The following is a 24,778-nucleotide window of genomic DNA, read 5'->3' as shown; positions in this document are numbered from 1 at the left end:
TAATCATAGATGATTTGCATTTAAATTTTATAATTAATTTTTGTGTTATATTTAACAATCGGTAAAGAAAAACTCATAAAAGCTTCACTAGAAGCACATAGAAAAGAGCTGCGTGCTATTGCTTCACAGAAAGAACAAGATATTGCTTCCTTTCTTGAATCATTCAAATCCCATGCTATTGACGGTCTTAACATCAATTCTATTCGATACATTCTCAACCTTCAAGATTTGAAATATGAATTTATCAGTAATTCGTGTACTGCGTTTACAGGAATGAAACCAGTAGATTTTTATGGGAAAGGATTGCAAATTTTATCAGAAATAATATTGGGGAAAGACTTTAATGCGCTTTCTAAAGATTTATTTCCCGCTATGAATGCTATTGTTCAAGAGCTTTCCTTAAAAGAAAAATATGCTGTTGTATTTGAGCTGCATTACCATATGCAAAATAATAGGACAGGTAAGATTACTCCTGTTGTAGAATACAGCTCCTATGCAGACTTTGACGATCAAGGGCGTCCCTATATTTCTACAGGAATTTGTTATGAATCCGTACTAGATTTTAACGGAGTCCGCGGTTTGGTGCGTTTAAATAGGGGAGAAGAACAGGAAACTATTTACGACCGTACCATTTATTATTCTATTTATGTACTAACACCTTCGGAGAAAAAGATTATCGCTTATTTGTTAGAAGGGAAAGATTACAAATGGATTGCTAGCACCGAATTTATATCGCCTCACACGGTTAAAACGCATATTAAAAATATCTATAAGAAGTTGGACGTGAATAAAGCTTCAGAGCTTCTGGCTCATTTTACTAATAATTAATGTCTATAAATGCTATTTACTCTAAATAAAGGGGTGCCTCTACTAATACTTTCAAAAGAAAAAAAGTAGAAAGGGAATGCCTCTATAAAGTCCTATTAGGCTTATTAATACGGTAAAAAACTACAGAGGCTAGTAAACCTATCAAGGCAAAAATGGCGAGCATAAGAAACACTTTTTGAAAACCTAATTCGCCAGGAGAATTATCTATTAAAAAACCCATTGCTGGACCCATAAAGATATCTGGTGTAAAACCTATCAAAGAGATCAAACCAACAGCTGTTCCAGTTACCTGAAGCGGAATTTCACCTTCTTGAATAGCAGAGAAATATAGCGTTCTAAAAGCATAAACACCTGTTGCCAAGCTAATAATGGTGAACCAAAACAACATAGAGGTGTTAGGAGCTATCACTCCAGAGGCAAAGATGAGGGAACCTACAATACTAATACCAAAGCAAATCATCATCATAAAAGAGGATCTGGTCTTATCTGCTAGAAGTCCTACCGCAATACCTATGAGTACGCGTATTCCTAAAAGGTTACTTCCTATCGCTGCGGCATCACTTTCATTATATCCCATCACTTCATTGGCATATTGTGAATGCACATCTGTGATTTTGTAACCAGTGTAGGCACAGAGTATAATAATCATCAATAGCCACACCGACGGAATTTTAATAACTTCTAAGTACTTTTTTAAGAGTTGATGAGTTGTTGTTTTTTCAACGGTCATTTCTATGGAAGGATCATTTTTGATTAAAACAATCAATAAAACTCCTATAAAAGCAATGATTCCTGAGCAAATTAATAGAACATAGGTGTAAGCTTGCTTGCGTTCTAATAATGTAGCAGTTTCTATTTCATCCACTATAACCCAAGAGAAGATCAGAATCCCCAACCAACCAAAAACAAAGGAAACCAACCCGCGACCACCATCGAGCAGTCCAAATGCAATTCCTTGTTGGAGCTTTCCTCCCCAAACTCTAGTAGCTTTAATCATTGCAGCCCAAAAAAGAAAAATAGTTGTAAAACCCCAATAACCATAAAGCATAGTTAGACCAAAGAATGATGGATAGGTAGACATATAAATACCTCCAAGAGCAGTAAAAATCAACGATATCGCCATCAAATAGCGCGGTTGGTATTTATCTGCAAAACTTCCACCAAAAAAATAGGACACAAAAGCTACCGTTCCATAAACAGAAAAACAAGTCCCTAGTTCTAGATTAGTAAGTTTAAAAACATCAAGTACGGTAGGCCTAAAGATACGTGCGAGTACAAAGGGTAAAATAAAAATGGCTTCTCCTGCTAGAACTAGAAGAGTAATTTGTATTGCTTTTTTTCCTTTACTTAAGATGATAGTTGAATTTACAGTAAAACTAATCAATAGTTTCTATAGAAAATAAGTTTGTAAAAAGGTGTTCCTCGTCGCTTAATTAGATAGTAATTCTATAACAAAAGTCCAATAAAAGGACCTGTCACTGTGAAATTAGGTGCTGTTTTAAAATTTATTGTAATGAATAGGGTGTTTTTATTAAGTAACATTTGATAATAATATCGTTTATTTACACCATTTATTGTTGAATAAAGCGTATTTCATCGATGAATATAGTTTATTAACGTGTTTTTACTAAAAATATTATATATTGCACTGAATCTAAAAATCACAATTATGAAACTATTATCCCTATTCCTTTGTTTTTTATTTTTAACCGCATGCTCTGTAGAAGAATCTGAAAATGCGACTCCGCAAGAAGTCAAATTTGAAATCAATGCTGCTTCATCTGCGGGAAAATTACTTTCTCCAACGGCAATACCTTGCCAAACCAGTGATCTGATTGCTGGACAAAATATTGTTGTAGGAACAGTTGATGTCTACATGGACGCATTCTCTTTATCCATCGTGTACAACACGATTCCAGGATGGAACCTTGATGAGACGCATATGTCCATAGGTGATTGTACTAGCGATATTCCCACTACTGGATCTGGTAATCCTAAAGTAGGTCACTTTGAATACAGTGCCGTACATACCTCAGGAACTACAGTAGTAACTTATACTACAGATAGTACCTCTTTAGCCTTTGAAACTTGTATTGCAGCTCATGCGGTAGTTACTAGTTCTACAGGACAAAATGAAACTGCATGGGGCGCTGGTTTAGGTTTTCCAGGTCGTTCTTGGGCAACTTATATAGAGTTGGACACGCTTTCTTGTACCTCTTCACCTAAAGACCCTTCTGATCCTGATAGCGACAGATAAACAAGTCTTTCTCTTTTGATGTAATCATCAACAGCCATGGAATAAAAGTCATCTTAACAACAATTAGCTTGTTAAGATGACTTTTTCTTTACACGGTTAGCAGTATCGGTTAACGAGAAATTCTTATTAGGGTTAGAATTGATTTATAATTCCGCTTTCGCGAAAGCGGAATTATAATAAATAGAAGTAGAGACATCTAATTTTAAAAGCTATCGAAGTTTGACATGCCATCTATTTACGTTGGCATTCTCTAAATATGATTGGGAAGATGGCTTTTGAGATTAACATCTATCTATATCGAAAGCACCCAACCTGCTAAGAAAAACACTTATCATGTGGGGTGCTGAAAATTAAAAAAACCTGTCAACTATTGATGTTGTAGGGGGCATCAATATTATTTACTCAACCACATCCTAGCATTCACAAACGCTTCGATCCAAGGAGTTACTTCATCATTCTTGCGATCAGCAGGATAGTGTGCCCAGTTCCAAGAGAAGGTAGAACGTTCTAAGTGTGGCATCATCACTAAGTGACGACCATCCTCAGAGTTCAACATCGCAGCATTATAGTCAGAGCCGTTAGGATTTGCTGGATAGCTATCATACCCATAAGTTGCAGGGATGTGGTAAGCGTTGCGGTCTTTTGGGAAATAAAATTTTCCTTCCCCATGTGCCGCCCATATTCCAAGGGTAGTTCCTTCTAGCGATTTTAGCATGATGGAATTGTTATCTGCAATAGCAACACTAGTGAAATTACAATCAAACTTCCCAGAATCGTTGTGCAGCATTTTAGGCTTTTCATCGTGATTAGGGTTAATTAAGCCTAGCTCAACAAAAAGTTGGCAACCATTACAAACCCCTATACTCATGGTGTCTGGTCTGGCAAAAAAGTTTTTTAAAGCTTTATTTGCTTTTTCATTGTATAAAAATGCTCCTGCCCAACCTTTGGCGCTTCCCAACACATCAGAGTTGGAAAAACCACCTACTGCAGCTATAAATTGTACGTCTTCTAAGGTTTCACGACCTGCGATTAAATCGGTCATGTGTACGTCGATCACTTCAAAACCAGCGAGGTACATGGCACGTGCCATTTCCCGCTCCGAATTACTTCCTTTTTCACGTATGACTGCTGCTTTTATACGTTTTTGAGGCAATACGGGTAGTTTTCCAGTAAAATGTGCTGGAAACGTGAACTCCAATGGCTGATTCACATAGTTCAGTGCACGCTCGTCTGCTGTGCCATTAAAGGATTGTTTTTGATCTAGTAAATGGGAGGTTTCATACCACACATCTCTCATATCATCAACATCTATGATGAATTCGTTGATATCCAAGACAGCTTCGTCAATAGCGTTTCCTATTTTAAAGAAAGGAACACCCGTTTTAGAAAGCGCTGCTTCAACGCTATCGTCGGTTACTTGGAGTACAATACCTGCATTTTCAGCAAAGAGCACCTTGACCATATCGTGACCTACTTGGCTCAAATCCAATTCCATTCCTATATTTTGGGAAGGGAAACACATTTCTAATAAAGTAGTGATCAATCCACCGCTGGCAACATCGTGTCCTGCAAGTACTTTACCTTGTTTGATAAGTGATTGGATGGTGTTGAACGCTTTCGCGAAAGCGGAACTATCTACAATCGTAGGACATTCATCACCTATTTTATTTTGTGTTTGCCCAAAGCTAGAACCGCCTAATTTGTGGTCATCGCCACTCATATTGATATAATAAATAGGAGCGTCGTATTGAGGTTGTAACACCGGTTCAATAACATTGGTAATGTCATCGCAATTCCCAACGGTACTGATGATGACTGTCCCAGGAGCAAGTACATCCATATCTGGATATTTTTGTTTCATGGAAAGACTGTCTTTACCCGTCGGAATGTTGATGCCCAGTTCAATAGCAAAATCGCTTACGGCCTTAACAGCGCTGTATAAACGAGCATCTTCTCCAGGATTGTTACAAGGCCACATCCAGTTAGCACTTAAACTCACCCCTGACAAGCCTTTTTCTAAAGGTGCAAAAACAAGATTGGTTAGCGACTCTGCAATCGCATTGCGAGAACCAGCTGCTGGATCGATTAAAGCGGCTACAGGGGCATGACCTATAGTAGTCGCCACACCAATTTTACCGTTATAGTCTAGTGCCATCACACCCACGTTATTTAAGGGTAATTGCAACTCTCCACAAGTTTGTTGTTTTGCCACACGCCCCGTTACACAACGGTCTACTTTGTTAGTCAACCAATCTTTACAAGCGACAGCTTCTAGTTGTAATACTTGGTAGAGGTAGAGTTTAAAATCTTTCCCATCATAAGTAATAGGTGCATAGGTACGGTTGATAGTGGTATCATCCATAATAGTTTTAGGACTGGAACCGAACATATCTTCGAGAGCAAGGTCCATAGGGCTGCGACCATTCTTCTCGCTAAAAGTAAATCTGTTATCTCCAGTAACTTTTCCAACCTTGTATAAAGGTGCGCGCTCACGAGCAGCAATTTCTTCTAAAATAGGGGTGTCTTTTGCATCCATCACTAATCCCATACGTTCTTGAGACTCATTACCTATCAGTTCTTTGCGAGATAGGGTAGGATCACCTATAGGAAGTTTCTCTACTTCTATAATACCACCTGTTTCTTCTACGAGTTCTGATAAGCAATTGAGGTGTCCACCGGCACCGTGATCGTGAATGGATTTAATAGGATTGTGATCACTTTCTACCAGTCCACGTATGGCATTAGCAGCACGTTTTTGCATTTCTGGATTGGAACGTTGAACGGCATTTAATTCCAGTCCAGAGTCTAAGGCTCCGGTATCTGAGCTACTTACCGCAGCACCACCCATTCCTATTCTATAATTATCTCCACCCATAACGATGATGTCGTCACCTGTGGCAGGAGTTTTCTTTAAAGCTTGCTCTTTTTTACCATAGCCTATACCACCGGCTTGCATGATGACCTTATCAAAACCTAAATTCTGATCCCCTTCTTGATGTTCAAAAGTTAAAACAGACCCTGTAATTAATGGTTGGCCAAATTTGTTTCCAAAATCGCTCGCACCATTAGAAGCTTTGATCAAAATATCCATAGGTGTTTGATACAACCACTTGCGTGCTTCAAAACCTTTTTCCCATGGTCGTTCTTCATTGAGTCTGGAATAACTGGTCATATAAACGGCAGTTCCCGCAAGCGGTAACGATCCTTGTCCACCGGCGAGACGGTCTCTTATTTCTCCACCAGATCCTGTGGCAGCACCATTAAATGGCTCTACGGTTGTAGGGAAGTTGTGAGTCTCTGCTTTTAAAGAGATCACCGAATCAAAAAGACTGGTTTGATACACGTCTGGTTGATGAGCCGTTTTAGGTGCAAATTGCTCTGCTTGTGGCCCTTCTACAAAGGCTACGTTATCAGAGTAGGCACTTACAATTCCGTTAGGCCAGCGCTTCGAAGTTTCCTTGATGAGTTTGAAAAGGGATGAAGGCATTTCTTCTCCATCGATGATGAAGGTTCCATTAAAAATCTTATGGCGGCAGTGCTCTGAATTCACTTGTGAGAATCCAAAAACTTCACTGTCAGTTAATTTCCGGTCTAATTTCTCAGAAAGAGCTATGAGGTAATCAATTTCGTTATCGTTCAAGGAAAGACCTTCTTGCATGTTATAAGCAGCGATGTCGTCTATTTCTAGAACTTCTTCTGGTTGTACGTGTACATCAAATTGAGACTGATCCAATCCATCAAATTTTTGCAACAACATTTTATCAAAGTCAGCCTCTGCGGTACAGGTATGAAATTCTTCTATACGTAGAATCCCCTTGATTTCCATGTTTTGTGTGATTTCTACTGCATTAGTAGACCATGGAGTAATGGTAGTAGCACGTGGTCCGGTAAAAAAACCAGATAAAGAATCGGCTTTTAGTTTTGGAGCATCGGCAAAAAGCCATTGTAATTTAAGATCATCTTCTGGAGTGATCGGTGCTAGGGTTTGTACTGCGTAAACTGATTGGGATGGATTTCCGTAAAAATGAATCATTTTGAGCGCTTTTATGGGCGGTGACAAAGATACTTTTTTAGGATGATAATTGTAGTTGTTCCGCTTTCGCGAAAGCGGAATTATTAACGGACTTATTTACAATTTCAAAATAACAATGAAGTGTGCATTTCAAATAGAACCTGATAGAACTATCACAAGCAATTTACACTTGATTTGGAACCATTTATATGTATTGCAACACTTGCTATTTTATAGCATTAAAATCAATTACAAGAAAAAAAGGATCAAATTAACGCTGTTTCTTATCAAACACACTAAGCACATACGGATAAACAAAGATTATAACCTACTTCCATAGGTGTCTATATAATGCACATCGCCCAAGGAACTCCCATCAGTAAGTGTGACTTTTACTGTGCCATCAGATTTAAAATTACCTACAACAGCGTACTTGTACGGGATAATTAATTTACCAGTAACATCTATAAACCCCCATTTCTCTGGCGCTACATGAGCACCACTTAAGGTATCAAGCCTTACAGCTGCCATGCCGTTATAGAAGGATTTTGCATCATCATATTTACAAGGAAGGATAAGAGTTCCTTTTCTATTTATAAAGCCAAACTTTCCGTTTTTCTTGACAGGAGCAAGACCGTTTCCAAAATAACCTGCATCTTCATATAGGAAAGGAATCATCAAGTTACCAGAAGTATCGATAAATCCGTGCTTACCTAACATCATCACGGCGGCAAGTCCATTACTAAAAACTTTGACGTTTTCAAAATCAAATGGTATCACGACTTCTCCTTTTTTATTTATAAAACCTAATCTATTATTCTTAGAAACCTTTGCTAGGTCTGAACCATAAAACCCATCTACCCAGTCAAATCTTTTTTCTAAGTTTAATTGCAACTCTCCTTCTATGTTAAAAAACATAGATCCTCCATTTTGGGTTTCAAAAAGAATCCATTCCTTCAAAGCAGACTCTTCTTCCAACATACTCTTGTTGGCAAGTATCTTATCTAATTTTATTTGGTCGCTATAAGTTAAACTTTGTGAGCTTACGCATAATCCAGTAAACACGATCCATAGAGAGATATAGGTTTTCATGAAGAGGTTGTTTTGCTTTTAAAGAGTAATGATACTCCTTTTTACTTGTTTTAAAATCTCCTTTTAGACTGTTTTAAGTAAGTGCACCGTTGCAGGACTTTTGCGTTGTATCAAGTGGAACGACCATATGTGATTTTATAGCCTATAATTACTAAACTAAAGAGAGCTCTATTTGTGGTATCTAGAAACTCAGGAATAACGGAGTATAAAAAGGTCGTTTTTTTATTAGGAATAAGTATGATTTTATTTAAAAAAACTTGAGCCGTTCTATAGCATCTATGGAGAGATCAAAAATGGAATCTTTTTTGATTTATAATAATGACATAATAAATGAAGGTAAGGTGTGAAGTCCTTCAAATGTCAAATTCTTCAAAGGCATACTCACTATTTTTCCAGTCCGACTTTAGTAAAAAAGATGTTTTCTTCGTGGATGGCTGTTGCTCAATCGGCCGTATTTACAGTTGTACACATCAACTATTGTTTAAGTTCAATTTCATACGTAACATACCGCGCATTTCAGAGCGCATTGTTGGGGAATCTAACGTGAATGCTTCTACCGTTTTAAAACCTAGTTGTTTGTAAAAGTGGTACGCAGCCATTTGTGTATCCATGCATTCCAACCAGATGGATTGTTGGTCTTGAGTAATAGAAAACGCTATCAACCATTCCATCAAGGCTTTGCCTATTCCTTGACCGTGGACCGATGGATCCAGGTAAATACGGTGCAATTTGGTTGTGTTAGTTTCTTTAATGGCGCTCGTTGTGCTGCCTTTTAAAAATCTAAGGATTCCAATAGGCTCCTTTTTAAAGTGCACAAAGTAATAGCAAACAGATGGGGTAGATAATTCCCTTTGTAATTGTTCTAAATTGAACTGCGAAGCCACATAGCTAGTTCCATCATCAAACCAAAGATGCTGGTAAACCGGTCTGTAAATTTTCATCATTAAATGAAACAACTTCTCTTGCTCTTTAACGCTAACCGGCTGAAGTGATAAATCTGGAATTACGGAGATCATTTGAGACTTTTTAATCGATTTTCAATTGTAAATAGCAATGTATTCCTTTGCCAGTTGAGAAGATATGCAAACCCTTTATTTAAAGAGCGATTCTTTACGTACATGAATAAGGTATGTTCGCTTTAGAAAGGAAAGGGGTAAAAGATACTGCATATTCGTTTTAAGTAGTCGCATAGTATATAAAAACAAACACAGAGTTGTTCTACTGTGATCTTGAATAGGCAGTTTATATATTTATACAGCACACAAAATGATGGTTAGGAAGCGCTAAATATAAACATATACTTTAATGAAGTTGATCCATGGAGGATATCCTACTTATTATTTTTTCAAATAAACGTTTGATTATTAAATAGTTAAACAGTAATACATATTTTTAAAGATGTAAATATGAAGAAAAAATTCAAAGACGAAGTGATTGAAGTATTATATCAAAACGAGTCTTAAAAAAAGTCGCACCTCATTAGCTTTTAAAACATAAAAGGTATCCAATTCTCAATTCCGTAAAATCTGCTTGACCATAATTTGCATTCATATGAGCACCTATGTAGAAATTGTGCTTTTTAAAATCGTTAGTCCCTAGCGGATAATAATTGACACCTATTCTGGAATTGATCAAATGTCGCAATTTGTATCTACTGTCAAACTCTGCAAATTTCCAGTCTTCTGGAAACTCTCTAGGTGGAAAATCCCAGCCTTCATTGATATAATAATCGATTTTATAAGCTGGCTTATAAATATTAGCCCCTATGGCAAACTCTATACCTATATAGTTCAATAACAACTCAGCTTTGACATAGACACCTAAATTAGTAGCATTAGAAAATGCATCCCTTTTCATATAAGAGAATCGCTCGTTATCCCTAACAAGAAATTCTTCATCATTGATGTAATCATAATAATGCTCGTAAAATCTGTAGAAAGCGCCTACTCCTAATTTCCAAATACCCTGATACACTTTTCCGTATTCGAGCCCTAGAGTGTAGACTTCTTTAGGTCTATTGAAATGAGCTGCTTCACTAAAAACAGTAGCCCCTAAACCTTGGTAAAAGGAGAAATAAGCGGTGTTAGCTGTTTCTATTGACGATGTGGGTGCTTTTTTCACCCCGTTATTTGATTTGTAGGTAGCACTAATAGAAAGCAGGAACGAATTAAAACCATTATTCGGCAACCTTAAATGGCCATTGGAATGGTGTACGACGGTAATTCCAGTACTGTAAGCCCAATTCATAGATCGATACAGTTCATAATCTAATTGCGCTCTAAAAGTCCAAGTTAGATCAGTACTTACGGCTCTATTCAATGGGTTTTCTATCGAATTGTATTGCTTTGTAAAATAGGAGGCTCCTAAACCTAAATAGGTATGAAATTGATTATTCTGAAAACTCCTGAATTTTATAAAAGGTAGAATAGAGAAGGAGCTTCCTAGAATTTCACTATTGCCAAAATCAGTATACCCAAGACTAATTCCTGTCTCTGTGTATGCTAACCATTGATGCCATTGAATATCAGGATTGTTTTTTTCTTTAGAAACATGCCACCATAATTGTGATTGTAAAGCGCGATCAGGAAACTCTTTATTAGAAGGTAAACTTTGACCTATGGAGAGTTCTCCTTTAAAAGAAAATTCTTGCGCATTCAATATGGATAAACTGAAAACACTACATAAGAGAAAAAGAATACAATTGCTATTCATTACATATATTGGAACTGCTAAAATAATCTATAATTATATCCTGCAGCTTGACCTAAGATTTGCGGTCTTTGATCAACTGTATAAAAAATAAAAAGACAAATTACATCACACCTTGAAAGTAATAGTTACGGTAAATATGTCTAGCCTGTACTTGGTTTAAAAGTTACTTCTTTTTCATTTTAGCCATAAAGAATCCGTCAAAACCGTCCCTATGGGCATATAGTGTTTGCGAGTCTTCTAGTTCAAAATCTGCTCCAGCTTCTGACTTCAAGAATTTATCTACTTGCATCTCATTTTCTGAAGGAAAAATAGAACAAGTTGCATATACCATTCTACCTCCTGATTTTACAACGCGACTATAGGATTGTAAAATTTCTTGTTGGGTCTCTTTTATTTTTTCAATGAAATCCGGTTGTAGTTTCCATTTGGCATCAGGATTACGTCTTAAAACTCCTAAACCACTACAGGGTGCATCGATAAGCAATCCATCTACTTTACCATCTAATTTCTTGATGGTTTTAGTAGATTCCAGTAATCGAGTCTCAATGTTATGAGCACCTGCACGTCGTGTACGTCTTTTTAGTTCGTTGAGTTTACTTTGATAAATATCTGTAGCGATGATTTGTCCTTTATTTTCCATCATTGCCGCTAAGTGCAAAGCTTTACCGCCTGCGCCAGCACAAGCATCCATGATACGTTCCCCTGGTTTAGGGTCTAAATAAGCCGCTATAAGCTGTGATCCAGCATCCTGTACTTCAAATAATCCGTCCGTGAATAATTTTGTTCTGAAAACATTAGCGCGTTCATTGAGAATGAGTGCGTCTGGAAAACGCTCGTCTGTGGTTGTCAGTATTTCTTCAGCAACTAATTTTTCTTTTAAAGACTTGACATCAGTCTTCAATCTGTTAGCTCTTAAAACGACAGATGCTTGTTGATTTAAAGCCGTAATTTCTTGATCCCAAATATTCCCTAGCTCTGCAATTCCCATGGCATCCATCCAGTCTGGAATAGACTCCCTCATCTTGCGATTCGTTCGTACCTCGTCTAGTCCGCCTCTGATACGTCTTACAGGTGTATTAAAATATTCTTCCCATGCAGGAAGGTCATGTCCTTTTAAAACGATCCATACACTGGTAAGTCGCCATAAATCTTCTTTGTTAAAAGGCTCACTAGCTTTAGCTATAGAAGCGTATAATCTCTTGTATCTTACAATGTCGTAGGTCATCTCAGCGATAAAACCTCTATCTCTAGAACCCCAACGGGTATCACGCTTTAGAATCTTTTGAATCGCTTGGTCGGCATACTTACCTTCATTAAATATGATATGTAAAGCATCTACTGTTCCCTGCACTAAATTATGGTGAAATCTCATTTTGCAAAAGTACGGCTATTCCTCAGGAAGTTATGCGAGACTATATATTTTTTTACAGGATTTTTGATATTTAGGTCGCTTTCGCGAAAGCGGAAACTCTAATTGACTAGTTCCTTTTTCTATCTTATTTTTACAAGCATGAAAAACATGCTATTTTTTGCTTTGATCCTAACGTTCACAGCTTGTAAAACCAACTCAAAAGCTATTGAAAAAGAAACCTTTAGAGGTGATGTCACTATGGAGATTCATGAAATTATGACAGATTCTATAAGTATACGTGCGCTAGATTACGCAAATGGCGATTACTGGTATTCTGGTAATGACGGGAAGTATGGAAGAATACATGCTGCGACCGGAGCAATTAAGAAGTTTCAGCTGACTTCTATGGAAGCTAGAAAAATGGAATACAGATCTATAGCAGTTACAGAGCACTACACTTATTTATTAAGTGCGGGTAATCCTGCATTGATCTATAAAATAACACAGGCAACTGATGAAGTGAAATTGGTTTATACCGAGCTTGGAGATCAGGTATTTTATGATAGTATGAAGTTTTGGAATGATCAGGAAGGAATTGCCTTTGGCGATCCTACAGTAGATTGCCTTTCTATAATCAAAACTATTGACGGAGGCGAGACTTGGACAAAATCAAAATGTACGGACCTCCCAAAATTTATAAAAGGCGAAGCAGCATTTGCAGCCAGCAATTCTAACATCAGTATCTATAAAGATAATGTTTGGGTAGTTACAGGAGGAGCAGCTGCTAGAGTTTTACACAGTAAAGATAGAGGCTCCACATGGGATTCTTATCCTACACCTATTATTGCTGGTGGCGAGATGACAGGTATTTATGCTATTGATTTTACAGATAACAAGCATGGTGTTCTTATTGGTGGCGATTGGAACAATAAGGAAGATAACTTAGCTAACAAAGCAATTTCTTTTGACGGTGGTAAAAACTGGAAGTTGATGGATGCTGAGAATGGACCAGGTTATTGCAGCGATATTGTATTTATTCCTGAAACAAATGGCAAAGAAATTCTCGCCGTAGGTTCTCAAGGAATATGGTGGAGTGGTTCTCAAGGAGAAGACTGGAAAAAGTTAACAGACCAAGGATTTTATACCTTAAAAATGATCAATGATAAAGAAGGTGTCTTGGCAGGACATTTTAACGTAAGTAAATTCATACTTAAGTGAATTTAGCAGTTATCTCGATTTTATGTTTATCGATTAAATACAAAAAACACAGATAACTATCAGACTTATTTACAGTGCATTATCACTTTATCGTATTTATTTACACTTTAAAGTGTTTTTAAATATTGTACCTGGATGATAATCTATTACTTTTGATATGATTTAGATGGATAAACAGGTTGGTATTCCAAGACTACTGTTTATTAAAATTAAGCGGTGGAGATCGCTTATAAAGAGAGGAGGAGTCCTCTCTTTATTTTTTACTTTAAATTCTTTTATCAAAATAGAAGTAACACTTTCAAGCCAATGTAATAGATGCTCGCTATTACAACATTATAAAACTAACAATCCGTTTTCACGTAAAATCTCCATTTCCTCAGAGTACCAGAAAGGTTCTAATGTCTCAAATTGAGATTCGTAAGAAGTTTTGATTTGAGAAAATGTGGTGAGTTTATGGCCAGGCTGCCATAATTCTAAATGGTCTAACAACCAGTTTCCTTGATCTTCAGGAAGTTCTATTTGAAAGGAACTTGATTTATCATGAAACACCAGGTCCAAATAAGGGACTTCTTTACCTTTTTTAGTCTTTGAAAACCTGCCAATCAAAGGTAAATTACCCAGGTAAATTACTTTTGAATTGGATTTAATAGACCTAAAAGAATCAGTGTTTAAACAATCTTCAATATAGTAAGGGGTAATAGTTGTTTGTGGAATCTCAAAATCGAACCATTCTTGTAAGGACATATCAAAGCCTATCCCGTGCATAAAATTGAATAATGACTTCTTCAATCCATCACTAAAAATACTGTGATCAATTCCTGTAGAATCGGTAAACTGCACATCATTATTAGCAAAACTAATTTCTTTTAAATGAGGTGTAATGCCATAATCTTGTGTGTTCATTCCTACTGGACTGTGCGCCGTAAGTGCAAACTGATGCCAAAAACCACTTTGGATTACTCCTAATTGAAACAACTGTCTGGTCATTTCTAAACTGTCTACGGTTTCCTGAATGGTTTGTGTAGGGTAACCGTACATTAAATAGGTGTGGACCATGATGCCCGCAGCGGTAAAACTTCTAGTCACTTGTGCTACTTGTTCTACAGTGACACCTTTGTCTATCAATTTCAATAACCGATCTGACGCTACTTCAAGTCCGCCAGAAACTGCAATACAGCCAGAAGCCTTTAATAAATGACACAGGTCTTGAGTGAAATTCTTTTCAAATCTTATGTTGGTCCACCAAGTGACCGTTAATTCTCTTTTTAGGATTTCTAAAGCTACGGCTCTCATCAAAGCAGGCGGAGCTGCTTCATCTACAAAATGAAAACCTTGTTCTCCAGTTTGTGCGATCAATTGCTCCATGCGATCCACAAGAATAGTGGCCGCTATAGGCTCATAAAGACTGATGTAATCAAGAGAAATGTCGCAAAAAGTACATTTACCCCAGTAACAACCATGTGCCATAGTAAGTTTGTTCCACCTTCCATCGCTCCAAAGACTGTGCATAGGATTTGCAACTTCTATAACAGAAATGTACTGATCTAAAAGCAAGTCAGCATAATCTGGTGTTCCTACTTGTAACTGTTTATAGTCGCCTTTTTTAGAATTGTTTTTATAAGTAACCTGTTCATTCTCCAGTATAAAAGTCCTTTTCAATTCTAGGTCTTGAAGAGGTTTTAAGGGATGATGCAATACATAATCGGCAACTAATTCTAGTGGTAATTCCCCGTCATCTAAGCATATAAAATCTACAAACTCAAATACTCGAGCATCTTTTAAGGAGCGCAATTCAGTATTTGGAAAACCACCGCCCATAGCGATTTTAGTTTTCGGAAAATGTTTTTTGATAAACTGGCAGGACCTCAAACCACTGTATAAGTTACCCGGGAATGGTATGGACATCACTACCAATTTTGGTTGGGTTTCCTGGAGTTTCTTTTCTAAAATAGAGACGGTTATCTCATCTATGTAGGATAATGGTTGTTGCAGCTCTTCATATAGCTCATCAAAACTGTTGGCACTCATTCCCAACCGCTCTGCATAACGACTAAAACCGAAATGATCATCTACACAATCTACTATAAAATCAGATAGGTCTTCCAAGTATAAGGTAGCGAGGTGCTTAGCCTTATCTTGTATTCCCATATTTCCAAAAGCCCATTCCAAGTCGTCTATTTGGTCAAATCTAGAGGCTTGTGGAAGGAAGTTATCCGTACAAATTTGTCTTGCAAAAGTATCGTTATGACCTTGAAGGAAAGAGATGATGTTGTCCAGCGGTCTTATATAATGATCTTTTAACGCATAGATGCGCTGACTGTTATCGCTTAGAATACTGTTTTTATCCCGCGCATCCTCAAAAACCTTTCTCATTCCTATAGATGAAAACAATTCTAAAATGACTTCGATACCCAAATCCATTTGATAAGAATCAATGTTTTTAGTATTTAGAAATCCTTTGATATAAGCCGTTGCCGGATACGGTGTATTCAGTTGTGTAAAAGGTGGGGTGAAAAGGAAAAGGTCTTTTTGCATGAAATTTTGTAGTACGCAAATTTAAGGTTTGTAAAGGTTCTGTTTTCTGTTTTCTGAGAAAATAGAAGATCATCCTTAATTAGTTACTGTAAGAAAGCAATACGTTTCTTTTTAAACCTTAGAAGAGTTATGAAACCGTTTTTAAATTATCATTTACTGCTTGCTGATAAGCCCTTGGGTTATTTGCTTTTTTGATGGCTTTAAACGCTTTCTGCGGATTGGGAAATGTCTGTGACCAGTATTCCCAAAAGCCTTGCATTTTCATTTTGATAGGAGTAGGGCCTTGAAGAAATTCATCGTATTCTTTATACATAGTATCATGGAACTCTCTAAATATCTCCCATCTGTTCTCTGGGTATATTTCTGTGTTTGCTCTGATCATACTGGGCAGGAAAGGATCTGCAATGAGTCCACGACCTATCATCCAGTGATTAATTTTAGGGAATAAGGCTTGCATTTCTCTAAAACCAGCCACAGTGGTTATGTCCCCATTGTAGTAGAGTTGGTGTTTTGAAGTGTCTAGACATTTTTGAAAAGACTCCAGATCTACGCCGCCTTTATACAGTTGTTTACCAATGCGTGCATGTATGGCTATATTCTTAATTGGGTATTTTTCTAAAATAGGAAAGGTTCCTAAAATCTCTGTCGGTTCTAGATAACCCATTCTCATTTTCATAGAAACAATGACATCAGTCTCTGCATGAACGCGTTCTAAAATTTGATCGATTTTTACAGGATCACAAATTAATCCAGAACCCATTCCTTTTTTAGTCACCATAGGATAGGGACAGCCAAGATTCCAGTTGAGTTCTTTATACCCTAGGGATCTGATGTAATGAACAGCTATAAGAAATTCATCGGCATCATTAGTCATCACTTGCGGTATCAACTCTGGAACGTGGTTGTTTTCTAATTGTAGATCCCGTTGGTATTTATTACTTATTTCTGGCTTGTTATTGAACCTTATATAAGGTGCATAAAAAGCATCTATACCTCCAAAATATTTATGGAAAGCGTTACGAAATCTAAATTCTGTAAAGCCTTGTAATGGAGAAGAAAGTAGGGTGAATGAATCTTTAGTGATGGAGTTTTGAATTTATAAATTAGTTATTGAATAAGATCTATTCTTCTTCATCTATTTTAGGAACATAATGGACCAAGTCTTTTAGCGTCACCTTTCTATCAATGATACCCACAGCTGTAAATTCCTCAATAATGGTGTCCACCGTGCTTTCCAACAGTTGTTCACTACTAAACTCGGTGCGCAACAACCATTGTTGTACATCTCCTACTTGAAGGTTGTAATGAGAAGCAACAGTGCGGTCTATACTGGGTATAGACTTAAAGTCTGCTGTGTATATATTGATAATGTGCAGCATTTTTGATAAGGCTTCTTCTTTTTCTTTGATACAGTTTTCGGTAGCGGCAATGACAAAACTAGGCCAAGGAGTGGCGATCGTTTCTAGGCGTTTAAAAATACCTTGATCTACTATAGGTTGGGTCATGTAGCGTTCCCAAAGAAATAGTTGCGCTTTATTAGTACTCAGTGCTTTTACAGCTCCATCGAGAGTATTGATCAATTCAAATTCTATGTCTTCCGTATCCCATCCATGTCTTTTTGCAAGAAGGTAACTCATCAAGTGGGAACCGCTTCCATAACGGCTTATAGCAATTTTTCCATCTTCTAATTGTTCGGTGCGATCTGCTTCAATTTGTGCAGGCGCATGAACACCCCAAAGTAGTGGTGAAGAAACATATACTTGAAGGATACGCGATTTGTTACCCGCGATGATATCTTTTACAATACCGTCAGTCAATATACATGCAACGTCTAGTTTTTCGTTGCGTAGAAGTTTACTCATGCGTCCAGTTCCTTCCGGTACATCTTGCCATTGTAAATCTATTCCCTCTTTTGCGAAAGCATCATCCTCAAGAGCTAAGTGCCATGGCAAATTAAAATGCTCTGGTACACCGCCGATTTTTATGGTTGTTTTTTTTTCCATTGAATACAAAGATAGTACACAGGTGTTAAGTAAATAAGAAAGTCTAAAGGCTATTCATGACTTGTGTTAAGCCACAATAGCATCTAGTGTGAATCTGATAAGTTTCTCTACCGTTGCCGTAGGTTGAGAAGAGAACTCTCCAGTAGCGCGATTTGCAAGTATGGCGTTTAATGAAACAGCTCTATGTCCTAAAAGTGTTGACATAGCATAGATTCCAGCGGTTTCCATTTCTAAGTTGGTGATTTTATGTCCTTCAAAGTTAAAATCTGCTATATACGTATTGATGTTTTTCTCTGCGGGTTCCAGTCTTATTTTACGACTTTGCGGCCCGTAAAAGCCTACGTTAGTGATGGTATTGCCATTTTTCATTTCCATAGTTTGAAACTTTTTGGCAAGGTCTGGATCGCAAGCAACCACATAAGGGGTCGCATGTAATTTTGATCTAGGTATTTGTTGTGATACCGCTTTCGCGAAAGCGGTATCACCACCATCACTTTCATACCAATGCATCAAACTGTCAAAGCCTATTCCTCGTTGGGACAGTAAAAAACTATCCACAGAAATATCACTTTGAACAGCACCACTAGTTCCTACGCGTATAATGTCTAAAGACTTGAGTTCCTTATGAATCTCTCTAGTTTTAAAATCGACATTAACTAATGCGTCCAACTCATTGAAAACGATATCAATATTATCAGTTCCAATACCTGTAGAAATCACACTGATGCGTTTATTTTTGTAAATACCTGTATGCGTGTGGAATTCGCGTTTTCCTACCTTTACTTCAATCACATCAAAGTATTTAGACACTTCGCTCACACGTTCAGGATCCCCTACAGTAATAACGGTATCTGCCAGTTGGTGAGGTTTTAGGTTGAGATGGTAAATACTCCCATCTGGATTGATGATGAGTTCAGAATTTGCTATAGACATTTATATCTCGTGCTTTGCGATGAGTGAAATTTCAACATTCACATATTTAGGCAAGTTGGCTACTTCTACAGTTTCTCTTGCAGGTGCTGTTTCTTCCCTAAAATAACTTCCATAAACCTCATTTACGATCGCAAAGTTGGACATATCACTTAGAAATATACTCGTTTTAAGAACATGTTCAAAAGTCATATCTACCTGCTTTAACAGACTCTCTAGGTGTTTCATCACCAAATGGGTTTCTTCCTTAAGATCGTCTATTTTTAATTCTCCTGTACTGGGGTCGATGGCGATTTGGCCACTCGTATACAGGGTGTGTTCATAAGCATTTTTATAGTAAACAGCTTGATTATAAGGACCAATAGGCTTAGGAGCGAGGTCGGTGTAGATTATTTTTTTCATAAGACTAAATTAATGAATAGAGTCTATAGACCTTTAAAATTCATCTTAATTTTAAACAAAAAAAAACGCATTGAATACAACAATGCGCTTGATATAAATTAAAGAGCCGCAGCTCAATATATTTTATTTAGTGATCTTCATTTCAAAAACAAGATCGGTGTTAGGAGGGATGACACCACCTGCACCACGCTCGCCATAAGCGAGATCAGAAGGGATGAATGCTACGATTTCATCACCGTAGTTCATACTTAACATAGCATCTTTAAAGCCTTGAACCATTCCTACAGAAGAACTGTATTGCACTGGCATAGGAGCATAAGCACCCATTTGTTCTTTCCTAGCATTAATATTATCAAAATTCTGAGCAACCTCAAGAATCGAAGAGTCAAATAGAGTACCGTCCAAAAAGAAACCACTATAATCCATCATGACAGAAGCACCTTCAGCTGGTTTTTCACCATCTCCTTTAGTTTTCACATAAATCATAACGTTGCTATTCGGTAATTTGATTGCCATTTCTTTTAGAACAGCAAGTTCTTCCGCTTTTACCGCTCTTGCAGCTGGTGCAGCAGCACTTCTTTCGGCAGCTAGTTTAGCAGCTTCTTCTTTTTTAGCCTCAGCGGCACTAATAGCATCTTCAAAAGTTTTAACCGCATCCCATTTCTTTGCAGCTTTTCCCTTACGAATAATGGAAACTTTTTGCATGATCATTGAATCCACAGGACGCTGACCGTTTACCGGAGTTAGCGCTATAGAGTCAACTACTTCTAGGCCTTGTACTACTTTACCAAATACATTATAACGCATGTCTAAACTAGGGTTTTCTTTATGCATGATAAAGAACTGACTTCCATTAGTATTAGGTCCAGCATTTGCCATAGAAAGTATACCTTTTGAATCGTGCTTTAAAGTATCATTTACTTCTTGATCAAATTTATAACCTACATCACCGCTACCAGTACCGCTTACATCACCACCTTGGATCATAAAATCTTTCATAACTCTATGAAAAATTAATCCGTCATAAAAAGGTTTTCCTTTTAACGAATCGTTTACTAAGGGGTGTTTCCCTTCTGCTAACGCAACAAAGTTAGCACTAGAAACAGGTGCCTCTTCATAATATAATTGAGCAAACATGGTCCCTTTGTTAGTTTGAATTTCTACATAGATACCATCTTCTACGTCTGGATATTTGTCTTCACAAGATGATGCCATAAATACGAGGGCAAGAATTGCAATGAGTCCGTGGATTTTTTTCATTTTACTAATTTATTTTTGTTTAAATATATTTAATTATTTGCATTTACACTAAATCAAGTTCATTATAATTTTTAGTTTCTTTAGAAGAAAAAAACTAAAACACTTATTCTACTTTTATTCCTTTAAGTTTATACCTAAGAGTCTTACACGACTTTTAAATGGGGTATTTGAACCTATTCGATTATTATCTCCATAATATCCATAAGCAGAATAAGATGGGAAAAAGACAATCATTTCTTCATCAGTCTTCATCAATTTCAACGCTGCTCGCATACCTCTAAAAATGCCGTATTCTTGATCCAGACTTTTAGTTATTGGGGAGAGTTCTTCTTTCCTATAAATGGTATCTCCGTTTAAGGCTACCGCGTCGTATTCAAAAGTTACACGGTCTCCAAATTTGGGTTGTATACCGACGGTTGAATCCTTTTTAGTGAAAGAGTAGTAAAATCCGTTAGCGCTGCGCTCAAATTTTTGATCGATATTCTTAATAATGTTTTCTATAGCTTGCTCCTCAGCGGCATTAAGTTTCTTGTTTGTTTCTATAGATTGCTGTATGCTAGAGCTGGTAGTTGTGGTAATAGGCTTTCTAGCCTCAACCTTCTTGCTACAGCCTTGAAGAGAGACGAATAAAACACCTATAAGAAAGGTTCTAAATAACAACTTCATGGAGCTCTTTTTCATAAGCGGGCAAGATACTAATTAATTTATTTACTGTCTCTGTCATTGATAAATCAGATTTACCTCCAGCGGCATTTTTATGGCCGCCACCTTCCCAGTTTTCTCTAGCCAATTGATTGACATCAAAATCACCTTTAGACCTTAAAGATGTTTTTATAATCGCTTCACTTTCTTTTTCTATAAGAATTTGTGCAAAAACGATTCCGTCTAAGCTTAGGGCATAGTTGACAAAACCTTCTGTATCGCCTTTTTTAAAATTATTATCGTCCAGTTCCTTTTGAGTTAAGGTGATATAAGCAGTTCGGTATTTTTCTAAAACAACCATATTATTTAAAGCTACACCTAGTAATTTCATTCTTGAGGGTGTATTTACGTCATAAATTTTACGGTTGATCGCTTCACTATTTGCTCCTTTATCCACAAGGTTTGCCGCAACACGCAGGGTAGTAGAGGTAGTAGAACTGTATTTAAAACTACCAGTATCCGTAAGAATCCCTGTGTACATAGCAGCAGCCATAGCCGGATTAATCTTGTCTGTATCATTCATCATTTCAAGAAAGTGATAAATCATTTCACAAGTAGAGCTCATAGAAGTGTCACTATAGATATAGGTAGCAAAATCGTCTGGTTGCTGGTGATGGTCAATCATAACAAAGGTCGCATCTACTTCCTTAAGTATAAACTCCATAGTTCCTGCACGATGAAATGCGTTGTGATCGAGATTAAAGATCATATCAGCCTCCCTAATTAATGCATCAGACTGTTCTTTTTCTTTCTCGTAGTTCAAGAATAAGTCACTGTTTTCCATCCATTTTAAAAAAGCAGGAAAATCATTCGGACTGATCATGTGCACATGATGTCCTAACTCAAGCAGGTAGCCATATAGAGCAATTACAGAACCCACCGCATCTCCATCTGGATTTTTATGTGGAACAATGACTATTTTTTTAGGAGTGGAAAGCTCATGTTTCAAGCTTTGAATTTGATCTTTATTCATAGTAAAGCAAAAGTAAGGATTTACGGCTTTAATTGGCAGTAAATAATGGTTAGTGGTTATAAAGTAATAAGTATTATTATTTAAAACTCCTTAGTTTTATGTAGAAAGCACTATTCAACTCTAGTTGCTTAAAAAGCATGACTTTTGTCCTTTTTTGTTGATTATATCCCATTTATATGTCTTTCAATTCTCTTGAGATTAGTTTTCCCTAGAGTTATAGTTGGGTACAGGTTTCAAATTAGTTGACACAATCATATATTGATCAGTCACTCCTCCCAAATTATATTTTAATAAAACTCCACCAAAACTAACTAATACCTTATTTTTGCAGCGCATTTTAAAAAAAAATATGAAAATGGCAACGAATAGAACATTTACTATGATTAAGCCTGACGGCGTTGAAGACGGTCACACAGGTGCTATACTTGACAAAATTACAGCTAGCGGTTTTAGAATCGTCGCTCTTAAGAAAACTCAAATGACTGTTGCCGATGCACAGGAATTTTATTCAGTACACAGCGAGCGTCCATTTTATGGTGAATTGGTAGAATTCATGACTCGTGGTCCTGTAGTTGCCGCTGTTCTTGAAAAAGAAAATGCAGTTGCAGATTTCCGTACGTTAATAGGAGCTACTAATCCTGCTGACGCTGCCGATGGAACGATCAGAAAAATGTTTGCTAAGAGTATGGGAGAAAACGCTGTCCATGGAAGTGATAGCGATGAAAACGCAGCTATCGAGAGTGCATTCCATTTCTCAGCACGTGAAATGTTTTAAGAAATAGCCTATACAGTAGTTCTGCTACTTTTTTAATATGAAAATCCGCTTTTTTTAAAAGCGGATTTTTTTTTGATCCATTCTGCTTTGTCTTGCCTATTACAACAGTTGATGTTGTAAGGTGTTGTATGCGTTTTCGCGAAAGCAACACAATTCTAAAACCCTTTTAAAAACTCATATACCTTAGGTAATGGCAACCCCATAACGTTATAATAACATCCTTCTAATCGAGTAACCGCTGCATACCCCAACCAGTCTTGAACACCATAAGCGCCAGCTTTGTCAAAAGGTTTGTAATGACTCACATAGTACTCTATTTCTTCTTCGGTCAATGCTGCAAAATAGACTTTAGTAAGGTCGTATATAACTTCTTGTCGTTGGGTGGTTGTAAAGCAAACCGAGGTAAATACTTCATGAGAATGACCGCTCATTGAAGTAAGCATTTCTCTGGCATGCTCCGCATTTTTAGGTTTTTCTAATGCCTCCTCATTGAACCATACAATGGTATCACTAGTGATTAATAACTGATTGCTTTTCAGGTCATTTTTAAAGGCACTTGCTTTTAAAATAGAAAGATAATTGGTGATTTCCTGTCTTTTCAAATCAGAGCTATACACTTCGTCTACAGGCCTAGTTTCTATTTTAAAATCGAGATCTAAACCTTTTAAAAGCTCCTGTCTTCTAGGAGATTGTGAGGCGAGAATGATTTCGGTAGTTGCAAATTTGTCTGCTAGCATAGCTCTTAATTAAGGTAATAATTGATTCTGAAAATTCCAATAGACAGGATTCCAAAGAGAAGAACTACTTTGAGAACAGTAGAAAGTATATGGAATTCCTTTTGGGTTTGCGCCGACCATAGCTTGATCATGACAAACATTAATGGCCCCATGATAAGAAATATAAAGTAATAGGTAATGATATCGTTTAGGTAGATGTACTCATATACAAACCAGCCTAACAAAATCAGAATACCTAAAATAAAAAAGGCGATAAATCGAGCAGCTCTTGTTCTTCCTAAAGCTATAGCAAGCGTATTCCTACCACCAGCTTTATCTCCATTTACATCTTCACAGTCTTTAACCCATTCTCGAACTACATTGATTAAAAAAGCCATCAAGCTAAATTCCAACAAACGTTCCATAAGAAACTTAAATACAGGTTGCGACGCTTCAGTAATGACAGGGAAAAGTTCAAAGACTCCTGTTATAAGAATCACTAATGCGACCAATATGGAAATCACCAAATTACCAACCAGCAACATAGACTTGAGCGAACTCGCATACAAATAAAGCACAAAAGCGACACCTACAAACACACTTGATAAAATGGGCTTATCTAAACTGTTAGCCAGCACAAAACCACAAATTACGGCAAGAATAGTCAAAACAAAATACAAGTTATAAGCACTCGTTTCTGAGATGCTTTTTGTGACGAGTAGCTTTTCAGGTTTGTTTATTTGATCAATTGCCACATCATAAATATCATTGATGACATTACCACTTGCCGTAAGTAGGCCCGTAGCGCTAAGCAACAAAAGCAATTGCCACCAGTTTAAAGCTGGAACAACTAAAGAGGGAATTAACAGGCCATAAACAATGACCAATTGTGTTAGAATGGTCAACAAAACGTTAGGCCAGCGTATAATTTTAAAAAAAGTAGACATTACATAAATTAAGGGGAAACAAAAGTAAAATAAAAATAAAAAGAACTATTATTAATCTCCTGAGA

General features: G+C 37.0%; 20 protein-coding genes. 4 read left to right on the top strand and 16 right to left on the bottom strand.

What is annotated here, in order from left to right; translation table 11 throughout:
- Positions 1-42 precede the first annotated feature (42 nt).
- A complete protein-coding gene (locus CW736_RS11140; protein ID WP_101014019.1) occupies positions 43-828 on the top strand; it encodes a helix-turn-helix transcriptional regulator in 786 nt (261 codons plus the stop codon).
- Between the two features lie 82 nt (positions 829-910).
- Here the strand turns inward: CW736_RS11140 and CW736_RS11135 are convergent, their stop codons facing one another.
- On the bottom strand, positions 911-2,212 hold the full coding sequence (locus tag CW736_RS11135) for an MFS transporter (RefSeq protein WP_101014017.1): 1,302 nt from the start codon (positions 2,210-2,212) through the stop codon (positions 911-913).
- Between the two features lie 285 nt (positions 2,213-2,497).
- Here CW736_RS11135 and CW736_RS11130 point away from each other — a divergent pair, with 285 nt between their 5' ends.
- Positions 2,498-3,085: a hypothetical protein gene (locus CW736_RS11130; RefSeq protein WP_101014016.1), complete on the top strand. Its 588-nt coding sequence runs from the start codon at positions 2,498-2,500 to the stop codon at positions 3,083-3,085.
- A gap of 394 nt (positions 3,086-3,479) precedes the next feature.
- Here CW736_RS11130 and purL read toward each other — a convergent pair whose 3' ends face one another.
- The 5 genes from purL to CW736_RS11105 form a co-directional block, all read right to left on the bottom strand.
- Positions 3,480-7,118: a phosphoribosylformylglycinamidine synthase gene (gene purL / locus CW736_RS11125; RefSeq protein ID WP_101014014.1), complete on the bottom strand. Its 3,639-nt coding sequence runs from the start codon at positions 7,116-7,118 to the stop codon at positions 3,480-3,482.
- A 300-nt stretch (positions 7,119-7,418) separates the two neighbouring features.
- Positions 7,419-8,189: a WG repeat-containing protein gene (locus CW736_RS11120; protein ID WP_101014012.1), complete on the bottom strand. Its 771-nt coding sequence runs from the start codon at positions 8,187-8,189 to the stop codon at positions 7,419-7,421.
- 470 nt (positions 8,190-8,659) lie between these two features.
- Positions 8,660-9,205: a GNAT family N-acetyltransferase gene (locus CW736_RS11115; protein WP_101014011.1), complete on the bottom strand. Its 546-nt coding sequence runs from the start codon at positions 9,203-9,205 to the stop codon at positions 8,660-8,662.
- Positions 9,206-9,668: 463 nt separating this feature from the next.
- Entirely contained in the window at positions 9,669-10,901 is a 1,233-nt protein-coding gene (locus tag CW736_RS11110; protein ID WP_101014010.1) for an acyloxyacyl hydrolase, read from the bottom strand.
- Between the two features lie 163 nt (positions 10,902-11,064).
- Entirely contained in the window at positions 11,065-12,273 is a 1,209-nt protein-coding gene (locus tag CW736_RS11105; protein ID WP_101014009.1) for an RsmB/NOP family class I SAM-dependent RNA methyltransferase, read from the bottom strand.
- A 138-nt stretch (positions 12,274-12,411) separates the two neighbouring features.
- On the opposite strand from CW736_RS11105, the gene CW736_RS11100 reads away from it, so the two are divergent.
- Entirely contained in the window at positions 12,412-13,470 is a 1,059-nt protein-coding gene (locus CW736_RS11100; protein WP_101014008.1) for a WD40/YVTN/BNR-like repeat-containing protein, read from the top strand.
- 333 nt (positions 13,471-13,803) lie between these two features.
- On the opposite strand, the gene CW736_RS11095 is transcribed toward CW736_RS11100, so the two are convergent.
- The 8 genes from CW736_RS11095 to CW736_RS11060 all read right to left on the bottom strand — a co-directional run bounded on the left by CW736_RS11095 (position 13,804) and on the right by CW736_RS11060 (position 22,275).
- Positions 13,804-16,005 carry a B12-binding domain-containing radical SAM protein gene (locus CW736_RS11095; RefSeq protein WP_101014007.1) on the bottom strand — a complete coding sequence of 734 codons (2,202 nt, stop codon included), beginning with the start codon at positions 16,003-16,005 and terminating at the stop codon, positions 13,804-13,806.
- A 127-nt stretch (positions 16,006-16,132) separates the two neighbouring features.
- Positions 16,133-17,089: a tRNA dihydrouridine synthase gene (locus CW736_RS11090; protein WP_101014006.1), complete on the bottom strand. Its 957-nt coding sequence runs from the start codon at positions 17,087-17,089 to the stop codon at positions 16,133-16,135.
- Between the two features lie 37 nt (positions 17,090-17,126).
- On the bottom strand, positions 17,127-18,008 hold the full coding sequence (locus CW736_RS11085; protein WP_101014005.1) for a substrate-binding domain-containing protein: 882 nt from the start codon (positions 18,006-18,008) through the stop codon (positions 17,127-17,129).
- Positions 18,009-18,074: 66 nt separating this feature from the next.
- Positions 18,075-18,941, bottom strand: coding sequence for a nucleoside phosphorylase (locus CW736_RS11080; RefSeq protein WP_101014004.1), 867 nt, complete (start codon positions 18,939-18,941; stop codon positions 18,075-18,077).
- A complete protein-coding gene (locus CW736_RS11075; RefSeq protein ID WP_101014003.1) occupies positions 18,942-19,340 on the bottom strand; it encodes a Rid family detoxifying hydrolase in 399 nt (132 codons plus the stop codon). It lies immediately after the preceding gene.
- A gap of 123 nt (positions 19,341-19,463) precedes the next feature.
- The gene (locus CW736_RS11070; RefSeq protein WP_101014002.1) at positions 19,464-20,600 is read right to left on the bottom strand and encodes a peptidylprolyl isomerase; all 1,137 of its coding nucleotides are present in this window, start codon (positions 20,598-20,600) and stop codon (positions 19,464-19,466) included.
- Positions 20,601-20,714: 114 nt separating this feature from the next.
- Positions 20,715-21,266 carry a gliding motility-associated peptidyl-prolyl isomerase GldI gene (gldI, locus tag CW736_RS11065; protein WP_101014001.1) on the bottom strand — a complete coding sequence of 184 codons (552 nt, stop codon included), beginning with the start codon at positions 21,264-21,266 and terminating at the stop codon, positions 20,715-20,717.
- The gene (locus CW736_RS11060) at positions 21,250-22,275 is read right to left on the bottom strand and encodes a DHH family phosphoesterase (RefSeq protein ID WP_101014000.1); all 1,026 of its coding nucleotides are present in this window, start codon (positions 22,273-22,275) and stop codon (positions 21,250-21,252) included. The genes gldI and CW736_RS11060 overlap by 17 nt, the downstream gene beginning before the upstream one ends.
- Before the next feature lie 355 nt (positions 22,276-22,630).
- Here CW736_RS11060 and CW736_RS11055 point away from each other — a divergent pair, with 355 nt between their 5' ends.
- Positions 22,631-23,050 (top strand): nucleoside-diphosphate kinase, encoded by a 420-nt coding sequence (locus CW736_RS11055; protein ID WP_101015124.1) that lies wholly within the window; start codon positions 22,631-22,633, stop codon positions 23,048-23,050.
- 155 nt (positions 23,051-23,205) lie between these two features.
- Here CW736_RS11055 and CW736_RS11050 read toward each other — a convergent pair whose 3' ends face one another.
- On the bottom strand, positions 23,206-23,787 hold the full coding sequence (locus tag CW736_RS11050; protein ID WP_101013999.1) for a Maf family nucleotide pyrophosphatase: 582 nt from the start codon (positions 23,785-23,787) through the stop codon (positions 23,206-23,208).
- A 5-nt stretch (positions 23,788-23,792) separates the two neighbouring features.
- Entirely contained in the window at positions 23,793-24,713 is a 921-nt protein-coding gene (locus CW736_RS11045) for a geranylgeranylglycerol-phosphate geranylgeranyltransferase (RefSeq protein ID WP_101013998.1), read from the bottom strand.
- Positions 24,714-24,778: the final 65 nt, after the last annotated feature.

It is taken from the genome of Nonlabens sp. MB-3u-79, assembly GCF_002831625.1.
Lineage (GTDB): Bacteria > Bacteroidota > Bacteroidia > Flavobacteriales > Flavobacteriaceae > Nonlabens.
The sequence above is the reverse complement of the archived record's forward strand: the minus strand, read 5'-3'. Positions and strand labels throughout refer to the sequence as shown.

Excerpts from the sequence above, each read along its gene's own strand:
- CW736_RS11130 (WP_101014016.1), top strand. The coding sequence starts at position 2,498 with ATGAAACTATTATCCCTATTCCTTTGTTTTTTATTTTTAACCGCATGC.
- purL (WP_101014014.1), bottom strand. The coding sequence starts at position 7,118 with ATGATTCATTTTTACGGAAATCCATCCCAATCAGTTTACGCAGTACAA.
- CW736_RS11120 (WP_101014012.1), bottom strand. The coding sequence starts at position 8,189 with ATGAAAACCTATATCTCTCTATGGATCGTGTTTACTGGATTATGCGTA.
- CW736_RS11115 (WP_101014011.1), bottom strand. The coding sequence starts at position 9,205 with ATGATCTCCGTAATTCCAGATTTATCACTTCAGCCGGTTAGCGTTAAA.
- CW736_RS11110 (WP_101014010.1), bottom strand. The coding sequence starts at position 10,901 with ATGAATAGCAATTGTATTCTTTTTCTCTTATGTAGTGTTTTCAGTTTA.
- CW736_RS11105 (WP_101014009.1), bottom strand. The coding sequence starts at position 12,273 with ATGAGATTTCACCATAATTTAGTGCAGGGAACAGTAGATGCTTTACAT.
- CW736_RS11100 (WP_101014008.1), top strand. The coding sequence starts at position 12,412 with ATGAAAAACATGCTATTTTTTGCTTTGATCCTAACGTTCACAGCTTGT.
- CW736_RS11095 (WP_101014007.1), bottom strand. The coding sequence starts at position 16,005 with ATGCAAAAAGACCTTTTCCTTTTCACCCCACCTTTTACACAACTGAAT.
- CW736_RS11085 (WP_101014005.1), bottom strand. The coding sequence starts at position 18,008 with ATGGAAAAAAAAACAACCATAAAAATCGGCGGTGTACCAGAGCATTTT.
- CW736_RS11080 (WP_101014004.1), bottom strand. The coding sequence starts at position 18,941 with ATGTCTATAGCAAATTCTGAACTCATCATCAATCCAGATGGGAGTATT.
- CW736_RS11075 (WP_101014003.1), bottom strand. The coding sequence starts at position 19,340 with ATGAAAAAAATAATCTACACCGACCTCGCTCCTAAGCCTATTGGTCCT.
- CW736_RS11070 (WP_101014002.1), bottom strand. The coding sequence starts at position 20,600 with ATGAAAAAAATCCACGGACTCATTGCAATTCTTGCCCTCGTATTTATG.
- gldI (WP_101014001.1), bottom strand. The coding sequence starts at position 21,266 with ATGAAGTTGTTATTTAGAACCTTTCTTATAGGTGTTTTATTCGTCTCT.
- CW736_RS11060 (WP_101014000.1), bottom strand. The coding sequence starts at position 22,275 with ATGAATAAAGATCAAATTCAAAGCTTGAAACATGAGCTTTCCACTCCT.
- CW736_RS11055 (WP_101015124.1), top strand. The coding sequence starts at position 22,631 with ATGGCAACGAATAGAACATTTACTATGATTAAGCCTGACGGCGTTGAA.
- CW736_RS11050 (WP_101013999.1), bottom strand. The coding sequence starts at position 23,787 with ATGCTAGCAGACAAATTTGCAACTACCGAAATCATTCTCGCCTCACAA.
- CW736_RS11045 (WP_101013998.1), bottom strand. The coding sequence starts at position 24,713 with ATGTCTACTTTTTTTAAAATTATACGCTGGCCTAACGTTTTGTTGACC.